The following is a 14467-nucleotide window of genomic DNA, read 5'->3' as shown; positions in this document are numbered from 1 at the left end:
CCGCCGGACGAGCAATCCGCGGGGCCCTCGTCCGGAGTGAGGGCCGGAGGAGTCGACGGTTCGTCATAAGCCGGCCCGCGGCAGGCAGATCGTTCTCGGCCACAGGGGGAGTCGACATGGCGTAGGACCCCGGGATCGGGAAGGATGCTGCGGGTCCGGTGCGGCCGATCCCCGCACCGATCGCCACCCCCCGACGGAACGGAGCGCAACGATGACCTCTGCGGGCCCCCGAGCCCTTGTCGTCACCCGGGCCACGCTCGACGACTGGCCGGTGATCAGCGGCTGGGCGGCGGACGAGGGCTGGAACCCGGGACTGTCCGACGGCCCGGCCTTCTTCGCCCAGGACCCCGGGGGTTTCTTCATCGGACGGCTCGGCGAGGAGCCCGTCTCGGCCGTCTCCGTGGTCACCTACGGCGCCGACTACGCCTTCCTGGGCTGCTATCTCGTACGCCCCGATCTGCGCGGCCGGGGCCTTGGGCTGGCCACCTGGGAGGCGGGGCTCGCCCATGCGGGCGGGCGTACGATCGGCCTGGACGGTGTCGTCGCCCAGCAGGACAACTACCGCCGCTCCGGATTCGCGTTCGCCCACCGCACCGTGCGGTACACCGGACCCGCCCCCACGGGTGAGGCGGCGTCCGGAGTGCGCCCGGCCGAGAAGACGGACCTCGACGCCGTGACGGCGTACGACAGCGCCTGCTACCCGGCCGACCGGCCCCGCTTCCTGGAGCACTGGCTCACCGCGCCCGGCCACCGGGTCCTCGTCCGCGGCGAGGGCGACCGGCTGACCGGTTACGCCGTGCTCCGCCCGGCCCGCGACGCCTTGCGCATCGGTCCGCTGTTCGCCGACACCGCGGAGGACGCCGACGCCCTGTTCGCCGCGTTGAGCGCCGAGGCCGCCGGCCGGGAGATCGCCATCGACGTCCCCGAACCCAACACCGCGGCCGTCGCGCTGGCCGAACGCGCGGGCCTCACCCCGTCCTTCGAGACGGCCCGGATGTACACCGGCCCGGTCAGGCCGTTCGCGAGCGAGCGTGTGTACGGGGTGACCACCCTGGAACTCGGCTGACGCGTCAAGGCCTCAGTCGCCAGGCTGCTGCGAGCAAGCCTGGCGGCCGGGTGCGGGGGAAGCCCGCGGAACCCGGCCGCCACGGCCTGTCGCCCGCAACGGAATCCGGCGTGACGGAACGCGTCAGCGCCGCGCCTTCGCCCGGTCCAGGGCCGCGACGCCCAGTGCCGCCAGCCCGATCTGGATGAGCCACTCGATCCAGTCCACGCCCTTGGTGTTCGCCACGCCGAACGCGGCGGCTATCCCGGAGCCGATGAAGGCCGCCACGATGCCGACGACGATGGTCCACAGCACGCCGATGTGCTGGCGGCCGGGCACGACGAGGCGCCCCAGGACGCCGATGACGAGCCCGATGACGATTGCGCTGATAATCCCCGAGATCTCCATCTTCGCCCCTTATCGTGAAGGTCTCCGCACTCCTCCAATGTGCCCGCTGGGCGCGGCAACAGTCCGTTCTGTTTCCACCTCCGGTCAACGTTCAACCTCCGGTCAACGCCGGGTCAATCCTCGCCCTGCCGGAGCAGCATTCTTCTGTTCCGCCCCTGCTTTGCCATGTACGGTTCAACAGTCGGTCGCGTGGGCGGCGTAGGAAGGATTTCTACGCGCGCAGACCGCGGTCATGGTTCTACGCGCGAAGACCCGTGGCACCCGCACCCCGCTCCGCCCGAGCTCGCCTCACCCCCACTCTCCCCAACTCCCCTCACCTCACGGAGGTCTGCCGGATGCTCCGATCCACCAAGGCCCGACACAGAATCACCACGGCCCTCGCCGTGTTCGGCCTGCTCACCACGGGCGCCGCCGTCCAGGCGACCACGGCGGCCACACCGGCCCACGCCGCCACCCCGCACCGCGTCCTGTTCGACAACGCGCACGCGGAGACGGCCGGAAACGCCGACTGGATCATCTCCACCAGCCAGCCCGACCCCCTCGGCCAGGACTCCTCCCCGTCCGCCGAGACGGACTGGACCGGAGCCCTCTCGTCCTGGGGCGTCGCCCTGCAGAAGACGGGCGACTACAGCCTGAAGACGCTGCCCTCGGGCTCCAGCCTGAGCTACGGCGGCTCGTCCTCGACCGACCTGTCGAACTTCGACACGCTCGTCCTGCCGGAGCCGAACACGCTGTTCACGACGGCCGAGAAGACGGCCATCATGAACTTCGTCAAGAACGGCGGCGGACTGTTCATGATCTCCGACCACACCGGCTCCGACCGCAACAACGACGGTGCCGACGCGGTCAAGATCCTGAACGACCTGATGACCAACAACAGCGTCGACTCCACCGACCCGTTCGGCTTCTCCATCGACTCGCTGAACATCTCCTCCGGCTACCCGGCCGCCATCAGCGACAGCACCGACCCGGTGCTGCACGGCTCCTTCGGCACCGTCACCAAGAGCCTCATCGCCAACGGCACCACCGCCACGCTCAAGCCCTCCGACAACTCCTCCGTCAAGGGCCTGGTCTACCGCAGCGGTTACTCCGGCAACACCGGTGCCTTCTTCCTGACCAGCACCTTCGGCAGCGGCCGCGTCGCCTTCTGGGGTGACAGCTCGCCGATCGACGACGGGACCGGCCAGTCCGGCAACACGCTCTACGACGGCTGGAACGACTCCGGCGCCACCAACGCGGCCCTGGCCCTCAACGCCACCGCATGGCTCGCGGGCGGGAGCGGCAGCACCGGGGGCGGAGGCGGGGGCGGCGGCACCGGCTCCTGCACCGCCGCCCAGCTCCTCGGCAACAACGGCTTCGAGTCCGGTGCCACCACCTGGAGCGCCGACAGCGGCGTCATCACCAACTCCAGCAGCGAGTCGCCCCGTACGGGCTCGTACTACGCCTGGCTCGACGGCTACGGCTCCGCGCACACCGACACCCTGTCCCAGTCGGTGACCATCCCCTCGGGCTGCACCTCCGCCGCCTTCACCTTCTATCTGCACATCGACACGGCGGAGACCACCACCAGCACGGCGTACGACACGCTGAAGGTCCAGGTCCTCAACAGCTCCGGGACCGTGCTGGGCACCCCGGCGACGTACTCCAACCTCAATGCCGGCAGCGGCTACACCCAGCGCAGCCTCAACCTCGCGAGCTACGCCGGGCAGACCGTGACCCTCAAGTTCACCGGTACCGAGGGCTCCAGCCTCCAGACGTCGTTCGTCATCGACGACACGGCGCTCAATGTGAGCTGACCCGCTGGACAGGGGTGGGCCTACGGGCCCACCCCTGTCCGCCTTCCGCTCCGGGTCCCACGGCCGGTACCGTCCGCTCCGGAGTGTTCCAACCCGAGACGCGCACGCCGGGCGTCGAGCCGTGCAGATCGGCCGTTCGATACGTCGCGGTCAGCGTCGTCGATTCGCCCGGCCACAGGCTCACCTCGTTGTCCGACCAGCGGACCGGCAGCACGGGCCTGCCCGCCGAGTCCACCAGGTGTGCGTCCGTGAGCAGCGCGGGCGTCCTGCCCGTTCCCGAGTTGCGCAGGGTGACCGTGGTCGTCGAGGTGCCGTTCGGACCGGTGCTCGTGGACGCCGTGGCCGCCACCGGCACCTGCGCCATCGAGCTCAGTCCCGTCAGATCGGCGTAGCTCGTCGTCGGCGTGTGGTACCAGTCGGTGCGGGACCAGTCGAGCGTGTCGGGCTTGGTGGACAGCCAGTAGACATTGCGGCTGACCTCCTTGCCCGTCGAGTCGGTCAGGACCAGCCGGGCCAAGTAGGCGGTCGTCAGGCCGCTCACCGACGAGGGCAGAGTGAGCGCGGTGGTGTGCGCGCCGTCCCCCGCGACGCTCACTCCGCTCGCCGTCCGGTCGTACTTCTGCGTTCCGTCCGGAGTGAACAGCGTGACCCGGGCGGTCAGCCCGGACACGGACGCGTGCCGGTTGTTCACCACCACGACCGAGCGGTTGTCATACGCGTACTGGACATGCAGTGGCTCATTGGCCTTCTTGGCCCCGAAGTAGGCCCCGCCCTGGTCGAGCCAACGGTCCATCAGCTGCCAGTGCAGCGAGGTCCAGCCGCTGTTGAACATCCAGTAGACGACGCCGGTCGACGGCTTGGCGGCGTCGGTGGCGTTGCGCTCGTACGCCTCGTACTGCGCCCGTACGTTCTCGTACTGCGCGAGCTGCGCCTTGCGTACGTAGTCCGTGAGACCGGTCGGCGGGCCGTACCGTCCGGCGAGCGCGTCGTCGTAGAGCTTGAGCGTGCTGAAGGTCGACGACGGCGAGCGGTGGTACTGCTTGGCGCTCGCGTCCTTCCAGAGGGTGTCCAGCTCCGCCGGGGTCATCATGCGGCGCAGGGTGTCGAGGGTCGGGATGTCGGGGCCCGCGCCGGTCTCGGAGTTGAAGCCGGTGGCGCCGCCCTCGCGCTTGGCGTACCAGTAGTCCGGCGGGATCCAGTCGTAGGGGCCCGTCATCTTCATTCCGGAACTGCCCAGCTGCGGCGAGGAGTTGTCCGAGGCGGCCGCGACCACCGGATCGGGCCAGTCGGCGGACTTCAGGGCGTCCAGATAGTTCTTCTCGATGGTGGCGTCGGGTGCGAAGTCGCTGCCGATGAGGAACGAGACGACGCTCGGATGGTCGCGCAGCCGGGCGGCCTCGGCGGCCATCGACGCCTTGGCGACAGGGTAGTCGGCGGCGGTCCACTTCTCGCCCGGCTCGTCGCCGTTGACGTTGCCCTCCCACTTGTCGCAGCACTCCCAGCCGGGCAGCGTGAGGATGCCGTAGCGGTCCGCGAGGTCGAAGAACTCGTCGGGCTCGATGTGCCCTTCGAGGCGGATGGTGTTGAGCCCCAGATCGAGGGCGTACTTGAGGCGGTCCTCGACGTAGGTGCGGTCCCAGCGCAGGAACTCGTCCGGTGACCAGCCGCCGCCCTTGATGAGCAGCCTGCGGCCGTTGATGCTGTACCGCCGTGCGCCGTCGGAGTTGAGCGGCGCCTTCACGTCCCGGATGCCGAAGGTCTCATGGGCGGTGTCCGAGGTGGTGCCCGAGACGGACGCCGTGAGGTCCAGCGCGTACAGCGGCTGGCCGCCCATACCGGCGGGCCACCACACCTTCGGTGACATCAGATGCAGGCTGGGAACGTCGGACGGAGTGAACGTGACCGTCTTGGACTCCTGGGCGGCGAGCGGTACGTCCCTGGTGAAGGAGACCGAGCCGACGGTCCCGGAGAGCCGGGCGGTGACCGGTGCGTCCGAGTCGTTGCGGGCCAGTGCCTTGACCGTCAGGTCCGCGGAGGCGAGCGAGGGCATGTCGAGCCGGGTGACGACGTGGACGTCGCGCAGCGCGACCGGGCCGCCGCGGCGCACCAGCACATCGCGGACGATGCCCATGTTCTGGTCGGGTGGCGGCTGCAGCCAGTCGATCCAGCCCATGGTCAGGTTCTTGTCCGGGTCGTTGGGCCGGATGCGGAAGGCCACGGTGTTGGTGCCCTGCCGGACCAGCGAGGTCACATCCAGTTCGTGGTGGGTGTACGCGCCCGTCACATCGGCGGCCCGGGCGACCTGCCGCCCGTTGACGTAGACGTCCGCGGCCGAGATCACCCCGCTGAAGTCCAAAGACGTGCGCTCGGACGGATCGGCGACCGTGAAGTCCGAGCGGTACCACCAGGGGACCTGGAAGTCGGCCTTCGGGATCTTCTGCTGGTTGACCGAGTAGAACGGGTCGGCGTACACGCCGTCCGCGAGCAGCGCGGCGAGAACCGTGGAGCGGGAGTCGGCCGGGTACCAGCCGGTCGCCGGATAGCCGGGGGAGGAGACCGCGTCCGCAGGGTCCGCGACCTTGGCCGTCGACTGGATGGCGTAGCCGGACAGTGCGGTCGCGCTGCCGGGCGCGGAGGAGACCCGGGTGACCCGGGGGCGCGAGGCGGCGCGCTCGGTGGGGGGCCCGGCCCACGCACTGGTCGTCAGGGTGCCCAGCAGACCCAGGGCGACGACGGCCGGGGCGAGACGGCGTGCGGTGCCGGGACGAGGCGGGGCGGCGGGGCGGTGGAACACAGGGTCCTCCAGCCTCTTCGTAAAGTTAGGAAACTTTACTAACGCGGCCTCACGCTAGGGTGCCGGATGCACGCTGTCAATCGCCGTTGCGGACGGGGGAGTTGGTCAGGACGCCGTCGACCGGCGCTCGAAGACCACGTCCCGTGCCGTGCCCAGAGCGGTCGCCAGCGCCCCCAGCAGCACGGCGTCCTCGCCCAGCCGGCTCGGCACAATCTTCGGGCGGAGCGGGGTGAGGGCGCGCAGCGTGTCGCGCACGGGGCGCAGCAGCAGATCGACGCTGTGGCCCACCCCGCCGCCGAGCACCACCAGGTCGGGGTCGAGCACGGCCGCCGCGGCCGCCACCGTGTGCGCGATGCGCTCGCCCTCCAGCTCCACCGCCCGGGTCGCGGCGGGGTGGCCCTGCCGGGCCGCGTCGAACACCGCCTTCGCGGTGAGCTGTCCGGTCATTCCGAACGCCCGCGCCGACTCGACGACGGCCACGCCCGACACCGCGTCCTCCAGCGTCTGCGGCTTCTGCCGTCCCGGCCACGGCAGGAACCCGATCTCCCCGGCCCCGCCGTGCGCACCGGTGAACAGCCGCCCTTCGCTGACGACTCCCATGCCGAGGCCGGTACCGATCAGGATGTACGCGAACAGCCGGCTGCCCGTGCCGACGCCATAGGCGTACTCCCCGAGTGCGGCCAGGTTCGCGTCGTTGTGGACCTCCAGGGGGATGCCCAGTTCCTCCCGCATCAGGTCGAACAGCCCGGCTCGCCCCCAGCCCGGCAGATGCATCGCGTACCGCACCCGGCGCCGCTCCTCGTCGTACACGCCCGGCGTCCCGACCACGGCGTGCGCCACCTCCTCGATCCGCGTCCCGGAGCCGGCGATCACCTGCCGTGCGGTGTCGACGACCAGGTCGGCCAGCGCTCCCGAGGTGCGGGCCCGGTTGCGCACGTCCGACCGGGCCACCACCTCGCCGGCGAGGTCGGCGACCGCGATCCGCAGCCAGCCGCGGCCGATGTCGATGCCGAGCGCGTACCCGGCGGAGGGATCCGGGGCGTACAGCACGGCCATCCGGCCGCGCTCGGGCGTGTGCGTACCGGCCTCGCGGACCAGTCCCGCCTCCTCCAGTGCGGCCAGCGCACTGGAGACCGTCGGCTTCGACAGGCCCGTCTCCCGGGCGAGCTGGGCGCGCGAGGCGGCTCCGGCGGTGCGCAGCCGGTCCAGGAGCAACCGCTCGTTGGTGCTGCGCAGCCGTCGGCGGTTCCAGGGCTGTTCCGGCCGCTCTACGGCGTCGCTGGCGGGCATCGCACCATTCTCACGCATTCATGACACGCTCTTGACGCCTCTAGTAAGACTCCTTAACTATATCGGCCAGTCAGCCTCGCCGGGCGAGTCAAGGGGAGCCCAGCGCCGGCCGGACACCCGCCGCCCTTGATCCGCGGGCCGCCCCGCGCGGTCGGTCCGCAGTCCGTGCACCCCACTCCCCGAGTCCCGCTTTCAGGAGGTCCCGTGTCCGGTAGCCCGCCACCAGGAGGCGGCTTCGTCCGCCGAGTCGGCCTGTTCCAGGCGACCGCGATCAATATGAGCCAGATGTGCGGCATCGGGCCGTTCGTCACCATCCCGTTGATGGTCGCCGCGTTCGGCGGCCCGCAGGCGGTCATCGGCTTTGTCGCGGGCGCCCTGCTGGCGCTCGCCGACGGGCTCGTCTGGGCCGAGCTGGGCGCGGCGATGCCCGGCTCCGGCGGCAGCTATGTCTATCTGCGCCAGGCCTTCCAGTACCGCACGGGCCGGCTGATGCCGTTCCTGTTCGTGTGGACCGCGATGCTGTTCATCCCGCTGATCATGTCCACCGGCGTGGTGGGCTTCGTGCAGTACCTGGGCTATCTGGCCCCGCATCTCGGTCGCACCGCCGGTGATCTGGTCGGGCTCGGCGTGATCGCGCTCGTGGTCCTTCTGCTGTGGCGGGGCATCGAGAACATCGCCCGCATCACTGCGGTGATGTGGGCCGTCATGATCACCTCCGTACTGCTGGTGATCGTCGCCGCGGCCTCGGACTTCAGTGCCCACCAGGCCTTCACCTATCCGGCGCACGCCTTCGAGCTGACGAGCGGTCACTTCTGGCTCGGCTTCGCGGGGGGCCTGACCATCGGCATCTACGACTACCTGGGGTACAACACCACCGCCTACATGGGCGCGGAGATCAAGGACCCGGGCCGTACGCTGCCGCGCTCGATCATCTTCTCCATCGTCGGCATCATGGCCATCTATCTGCTGCTGCAGATCGGCACGCTCGGCGTCGTCGACTGGCACCGTATGACCGACCCGAACGACATCGCCTCCACGTCGGTGGCGTCGGCGGTGCTGGAGAAGACCTGGGGCAAGGGTGCGGCGGACACGGTCACGGTCCTCATCCTGATCACGGCGTTCGCGTCCGTGTTCACGGGCCTGCTGGGCGGTTCCCGGGTGCCGTACGACGCGGCCCGCGACCGGGTCTTCTTCCGCCCCTACGCCAAGCTGCATCCCCGGCACCGCTTTCCTGTGCTGGGTCTGGGCACCATGGGCGTGATCACGGCGATCGGCTTCCTGATCGGCCGTCACACGGACCTGGCCACCCTGATCCAGCTGCTGACCACGGTGATGGTGCTCGTCCAGGCGCTGGCGCAGATCGCGGCCGTGACGGTACTGCGCAGACGGCAGCCGGGGCTGCGCCGCCCGTACCGGATGTGGCTGTACCCCGTGCCGAGCCTCCTCGCCCTCGTCGGCTGGCTGGTCATCTACGGCTACGCGGACAAGAACTCCCCGGGCCGCCATCCCATCGAGTGGTCGCTGGGCTGGCTGGCGCTGGGGTGTGTGGCGTTCCTCGTGTGGGCCCGGCTGGAGAAGGTCTGGCCGTTCGGGCCGAAGGAGATCGTGGAGGAGTACCTCGCGGCCCCGAAGGCGGAACCCGCGAGCGCGTAGTCCTCGGGCGGGATCTGTGGGCCGGTGCGCTGCCGCGGACCGGCCCACGTGCTTGTGGTGTGCGCGGTGCTCGGTGACGCGCGGGTACGGCTACGGGCGCGGAGTGGCCTTCATGGCCGCGCCCGTGCACAGCATGCCCAGCACCACGGCGAGAGCGCCGATGACGATGTTGTTGACGACGACTCCCGTGTCCGGGGCCCTGCCGACGATCCACGGCGAGATGATCATCCAGGCGCCCAGTGCGCACATGGCCCAGCTCAGACCGTACATACGCGCCGGCATGATGGTGAACCCGAGAGCCAGCAGAACGATCGCTATCCCCATGATGAGGTTGTGTGTCACCAGTGGGGGCTGGCTCGTCGTGTAGTGGAGTATCCACGGGGACGCGGCACAGTACAGACCGAGCAGGAACACCGGTCCGTCCATGAGCGCCACATCGCGGCCGCCCAGTACACGGGCGTAGCGGTCCCGCATCTCATGGACGTCGGGGTGGGTCGTGATGTCCCCTCTGGTGTGCGAGACGTCAGCCATCACTCGTCTCCTTCCACTTCGCAGGCACGACCGCGTCTGGTGCGGTATGCGGTGAAGGGCTGCGTACGCAATATTGTGCTCTTATTTTTTCTTTATGTGTAGATATGGCCGCGTCAGCTCTCCCGCTCGGCACGCGTCAGTTCGGCCGTGAACTGGGACCCCGCCAGCAGCGAGAGATGGGACATCCACAGCCACACGAGGAAGACGACCACGCCCGCCAGGGACCCATAAAGCCTGCTGTAGGCGCCGAGCCCGTCGGCGTACGCCGTGAAGGACACGGAGGCGGCCAGCCACAGTGCCGCCGCCAGCACCCCGCCCGGCACCGCATGACGCAGGGTGCGGGCCTGCGGCGGACCGGTCCGGAAGAGAACCAGTACCAGGAGCGCCACCAGGGCCATCAGCGCGGGCCAGCGCAGCAGGACCCAGACGGTCTCACTCGCCTCGCCGAGCCCCGCCCACCGGCCCAGCGCCCGCACCAGCGGGCCGCTCAGGACGAGCAGCAGCGCACTGCCGAACAGCAGGGGCAGCAGCGTCACGGCCGTCAGCAGGATCCGGTGCGCCTTGCGCAAGGCGGGGCGATTGTCCGCGACACCGTGCTGGTCGTGCAGCGCGCGTCGGAACACGGCCAGATAGCTGGAGGCCGACCACAGCGCGCTCGCCCCGCCGCCGACGGCCACCGTCAGCGCGGCGGACCGTTCCCCGGCCAGGCGGCGCAGCGTACTGTGCAGAGCCGCCCCCGCCTCCGCCGGCGCCCAGGCCGTGACCCGCATGATCAGAGCGTCCGTGAGATGCGGGCTGACCGCCCCGATCAGGGAGAACGTCATGAGGAACGTGGGCAGCAGGGCGAGGATGGCGTAGTACGTCAGGGCCGCCGCCCAGTCCGACACATCGTCCCGCCACATCGCCACCGGTGTGCGCCGCAGGGCCGTCCACAACACCGGCCACGAGCGGCCGGCCCGGGTGAACGCATGCTGGGGAACGTCCGGCGTGTCCGGGCCGGCCGGCGCGCCGACCCGCCGCAGCCGTGGCCGTCTCCTGGGGGATACCGACGCCTGCCCTTCCACCACTGCCCTTCCCGTCGAGCCGCGTCGCGCGCGACCATGCGTACCCTCGCCCGGCCCGCATATGCGGGGGCCGGGTGGCGGACCCGTCTGTCACCCATTCCCTGACCCGCACACGAAAGGCCATGCTGTCACCCGGTCGAAGGAGGCCCGGCCCGGGGTTCGACGGGCTGTCCGAGCCTGGCCCGGCTGGTCGTCAGATGCCGCCGGGCGGTGGCTCGTTCGGGTCTGCCGAGCCGGTCTGCCCGTTCCGGCCGCGGGCGGAGCCGTTCAGTCGTGGCCGCGCGCGTGCTTGAAGCGGGCCAGGCCTTCGGCGAGGTCGACGATCGGGTCCGGGTAGGCGTCGTAGACGGCGCGCTCCGGGCCGCGCAGTTTCCACGGCTCGTGCACCAGCGGCGCGTCGAGCCCGGCCAGTTCGGGCACCCAGCGGCGCACATACGCCCCGTCCGGGTCATGGCGCTTGGCCTGGGCGATCGGATTGAGGACCCGGTTCGGCCGGGTGTCCGTGCCGGTTCCGGCCACCCACTGCCAGTTCAGCTGGTTGTTGGCGAGGTCGCCGTCGACCAGCAGCCGCAGGAAGTGACGGGCGCCGACCCGCCAGTCCACGTACAGGGTCTTGGTCAGGAAGCTCGCGGTCAGCAGCCGGGCGCGGTTGTGCATCCACCCCTCGTGCAGCAGCTGGCGCATCGCCGCGTCGATCACCGGGTATCCGGTACGGCCCTCCCGCCACGCCTCGACATCCGCGTGTGCCGCGCGCTCCGAACGCCAGCGGTCGTGCTTCGTGCGGTAGTCGCGGGTGGCCGCGTCCGGCCGCGCCGCCAGCACCTGACGGTGGAAGTCCCGCCACGCCAGTTGCCGTACGAAGGCGTCGGCGCCGGGGCCGCCTGCCTGCCGGGCCCGGTGGACGAGCTCGACGGGGGAAAGCGTGCCGAAGTGCAGATGCGGCGAGAGACGGGACGTGGCATCGCCCGCCAGGTCGTCGTGGCGGTCCCCGTACGCGGTCACACCGCCGCGCAGCCAGGCCGCGAGCCGCTTTCTGCCCTCGCTCTCGCCGCCCGGGGCGAGCCCCGGGGAGAGCTCCGGAACCTCTGCCCGTACCGGGAGTTCCTCGGACCCGACGGCGTCCGGCACCCCGACCGTGCGGGGCGCGCCCAGGGTCTCGCGCAACCGCTGCCCGGACCACCGCCGGAAGTACGGCGTGAAGACGGCGAAGTGGTCCGAGGCGGCCGGGGTGACCTCGCCGGGCGGCACGGCGGTGGTCACGGCGTCGTGGACGCGCAGCCGGCGCCCCGCCGCCTCCAGGGCCCGCCGCAGCCCCGTCTCGCGCCGGTGGGCGTAGGCGCTGGCATCGGCCGCCATATGCACCACGTCGGCGTCCGTCTCGGCTGCCACCCGGCACACCTCGTCGACGACGTCTCCCGAACGGACGACGAGACGGCCGCCCCGGGCCCGTAGACCCGCGTCGAGGTCCCGCAGGCAGTCGGCGAGGAACGCCAGCCGGTTCGGCGCGGCGAACCCGGCGGCGGCCACCGCCCGGTCGCGCACGAACAGAGGCACCACCTGCCGGGAGTCGTCGAGGGCGGCCCGCAGCGGCGGATGGTCGTACAGGCGCAGATCGGAGGTGAACAGGACGACCGAGACGTTCATGGCGCGCACTCCGGGACGCGAGAGGGTGGGCTGTGAGCTGCTCTTCCGGGAGAGCCCGGTGGACGTGGGTGTCAGCGGGTGGTGGCGCCGTCCTCGGTGTCGACGGCGGGGGTCCGGGCCGCTGCCTTCGCGATGTTGCGGGCCATGCCGCCGAAGACGACGGCGTGGAAGGGGGAGACGCTCCACCAGTAGGCGTGCCCGAGGAGCCCGTGCGGATGGAACAGGGCCCGCTGCCGGTACCGGGTACGGCCCTGCTCGTCCCGCTCGACGTACATCTCCAGCCAGGCCAGCCCCGGCAGCCGCATCTCGGCCCGAAGCCGCAGCAGATACCCCGGCTCGATCTCCTCGACCCGCCAGAAGTCCAGCGAGTCCCCGGCCCGCAGCCGCTCGGCGTCGCGGCGCCCCCGGCGCAGCCCCACACCGCCGGCCAGCCGGTCCAGCCACCCCCGTGCCGCCCAGGCGAGAGGGAAGGAGTACCAGCCGTTGTCACCTCCGATGCCCTCGATGACCCGCCACAGTGCCTCGCGGGAGGCGTCGACCGTGCGTTCCCGGCGATCCGTGTAGAGGCTGCCACCGGCCCAGTCCGGATCGGTCGGCAGCGGGTCGCTCGGCGCGCCGGGCGGCGACGCGGACGACCAACGGGTCGTGACCTGGGCGTCGCGGACCCGTTGCAGAGCCAGCCGGACCGCCTCGTCGAACCCGATCGGATGCCCCGGCGGGACGGGCACACAGCGGTCGATGTCGTGCTCGCCGCAGACGACCTCGTGGCGCAGCGACTCGGTGAGCGGCCGGGCGATGGACCCGGGCACGGGCGTGACCAGTGCGACCCAGAGACTGGACAGGCCGGGGGTGAGGACCGGGACGGGCACGATGACCCGGGGCGGAAGACCCGCGATCGCCGCGTACCGGACCATCATCTCCTGGTACGTCAGCACGTCCGGCCCTCCGATGTCGAAGGCGCGGTTGACGTCGTCCGGCATACGCGCGCTGCCGACCAGCAGACGCAGCACGTCCCGCACCGCGATGGGCTGGATCCGGGTGCGCACCCAGCGCGGTGTGACCATCGCGGGCAGACGCTCGGTGAGATAGCGCAGCATCTCGAAGGAGGCCGAGCCCGAGCCGATGATCACGGCGGCCCGCAGCACGGTGGTCGGGACTCCTGAGTCCAGCAGGATGTGGCCCACCTCGGACCGCGAGCGCAGATGCGGGGACAGCTGCCGCTCAGGGACGCCCGCGGGTGTCAGACCGCCGAGGTAGACGATGCGCCGTACGCCCGCGGCCCGGGCTTGTTCCCCGAAGATCCGTGCGGCCGTGCGGTCCGTTTCCTCGAAGCCGCTGCCCGTGCCGAGGGCGTGCACCAGGTAGTACGCGACGTCGACGCCGCGCATGGCCGCCGCGACCGACTCCGCCCGGGTGACGTCTCCGGCCACCACCTCGACCTCGCCCGCCCAGGGGTGGTCGCGCAGCTTGTCCGGCGAGCGGGCCAGACAGCGCACCCGGTGGCCTGCGGCGAGCAGTTCCGGCACGAGCCGGCCGCCGATGTATCCCGTGGCGCCGGTCACGAGGCAGCTCAGCCCCGGTCCGGCCTCATCGCCGTTCATCGTTCCTCAGTCCTCGACCCTAGATCCTCAATCCTCGGCCCTCGGGCCTTCGTCGTCCATGTCCTTCGGCGATCCCTCCCCCGTTCGGGGGTACGCCGGATGCGCCGGGGAGTACCGCGAGGTCATCGGGGCAGGAGGGAGGCCCTCCTCGGGGTCTGGCGGCGCCAGGAACCTGGTTTCCCTGAGGCGGACATGTCGGCGCCTGTCGAGGGCAGGCGAACAGGAGGAAAAAAGAACTGCTGGTTCGAGTCGACGGTCGATGCGGGTCGATGCCGGTCGACGCTGGAGGTGTCTGCCGCTATGGGCGCGAAGGTATTGGAGCGGTTTCCCGCGGGTGCTCCGCGCGGAGCATGGCCGGCGGAGGAGTACGCGGCGGCGCGCCGTGCCGAGGGCGAGCCCGCGAAGGTCGTCATGGATCTGAAGTCGGACGCGTTCCTCGTGGTGGTCCCGACGCGGGACGACGACTGACCGCAGGGCTACTGGGAGCCGCACGTCTTCTCTCCCGGCGTCGTACGGCTTCTCTCCCGGCGTTGTACGGCCAGGGGGCGCTCTGCTCGGCTCCCGCGTCCTGCGGACGAACGCCTCGTACGGACGCCGCTCTGGGGACGGACACGGGTCGGCCGATGAGCATGCCGCCGCGC

At 71.0% G+C, this 14467-nt stretch carries 11 protein-coding genes; 4 read left to right on the top strand and 7 right to left on the bottom strand.

Annotation, left to right across the window (positions count from 1 at the left end):
- Window positions 1-211 precede the first annotated feature (211 nt).
- The gene (locus AB0L95_RS30605) at window positions 212-1066 is read left to right on the top strand and encodes a GNAT family N-acetyltransferase (protein WP_365167059.1); all 855 of its coding nucleotides are present in this window, start codon (window positions 212-214) and stop codon (window positions 1064-1066) included.
- 123 nt (window positions 1067-1189) lie between these two features.
- Here the strand turns inward: AB0L95_RS30605 and AB0L95_RS30600 are convergent, their stop codons facing one another.
- A complete protein-coding gene (locus AB0L95_RS30600; protein WP_365167057.1) occupies window positions 1190-1453 on the bottom strand; it encodes a GlsB/YeaQ/YmgE family stress response membrane protein in 264 nt (87 codons plus the stop codon).
- A 335-nt stretch (window positions 1454-1788) separates the two neighbouring features.
- Here AB0L95_RS30600 and AB0L95_RS30595 point away from each other — a divergent pair, with 335 nt between their 5' ends.
- Entirely contained in the window at window positions 1789-3249 is a 1461-nt protein-coding gene (locus tag AB0L95_RS30595) for a hydrolase (protein WP_365167055.1), read from the top strand.
- Here the strand turns inward: AB0L95_RS30595 and AB0L95_RS30590 are convergent.
- Together AB0L95_RS30590 and AB0L95_RS30585 are read right to left on the bottom strand one after the other, a co-directional pair.
- Window positions 3236-6043 (bottom strand): sugar-binding domain-containing protein, encoded by a 2808-nt coding sequence (locus AB0L95_RS30590; protein ID WP_365167053.1) that lies wholly within the window; start codon window positions 6041-6043, stop codon window positions 3236-3238. The two genes, AB0L95_RS30595 and AB0L95_RS30590, sit on opposite strands and share 14 nt — an antisense overlap.
- A 105-nt stretch (window positions 6044-6148) precedes the next feature.
- On the bottom strand, window positions 6149-7333 hold the full coding sequence (locus AB0L95_RS30585; RefSeq protein ID WP_365167050.1) for an ROK family transcriptional regulator: 1185 nt from the start codon (window positions 7331-7333) through the stop codon (window positions 6149-6151).
- Window positions 7334-7537: 204 nt separating this feature from the next.
- Between AB0L95_RS30585 and AB0L95_RS30580 the strand changes: the two genes are divergently transcribed.
- On the top strand, window positions 7538-8986 hold the full coding sequence (locus AB0L95_RS30580) for an APC family permease (RefSeq protein ID WP_365167048.1): 1449 nt from the start codon (window positions 7538-7540) through the stop codon (window positions 8984-8986).
- Window positions 8987-9076: 90 nt separating this feature from the next.
- Here the strand turns inward: AB0L95_RS30580 and AB0L95_RS30575 are convergent, their stop codons facing one another.
- The 4 genes from AB0L95_RS30575 to AB0L95_RS30560 form a co-directional block, all read right to left on the bottom strand.
- On the bottom strand, window positions 9077-9517 hold the full coding sequence (locus AB0L95_RS30575) for an SPW repeat protein (protein WP_365167045.1): 441 nt from the start codon (window positions 9515-9517) through the stop codon (window positions 9077-9079).
- 113 nt (window positions 9518-9630) lie between these two features.
- Window positions 9631-10584 (bottom strand): YihY/virulence factor BrkB family protein, encoded by a 954-nt coding sequence (locus AB0L95_RS30570; RefSeq protein WP_365167042.1) that lies wholly within the window; start codon window positions 10582-10584, stop codon window positions 9631-9633.
- Between the two features lie 264 nt (window positions 10585-10848).
- Complete coding sequence (locus AB0L95_RS30565; protein WP_365167039.1) at window positions 10849-12225, bottom strand: deoxyribodipyrimidine photo-lyase; 1377 nt, start codon at window positions 12223-12225, stop codon at window positions 10849-10851.
- A 71-nt stretch (window positions 12226-12296) separates the two neighbouring features.
- On the bottom strand, window positions 12297-13826 hold the full coding sequence (locus AB0L95_RS30560; protein WP_365167037.1) for an SDR family oxidoreductase: 1530 nt from the start codon (window positions 13824-13826) through the stop codon (window positions 12297-12299).
- 300 nt (window positions 13827-14126) lie between these two features.
- On the opposite strand from AB0L95_RS30560, the gene AB0L95_RS30555 reads away from it, so the two are divergent.
- Window positions 14127-14294 (top strand): hypothetical protein, encoded by a 168-nt coding sequence (locus AB0L95_RS30555; protein WP_365167035.1) that lies wholly within the window; start codon window positions 14127-14129, stop codon window positions 14292-14294.
- The last annotated feature ends 173 nt before the right edge of the window (window positions 14295-14467 follow it).

It is taken from the genome of Streptomyces sp. NPDC052036, assembly GCF_040680495.1.
In the GTDB taxonomy this organism is placed as follows: domain Bacteria; phylum Actinomycetota; class Actinomycetes; order Streptomycetales; family Streptomycetaceae; genus Streptomyces.
This window is presented reverse-complemented; position numbering and strand designations above follow the sequence as displayed.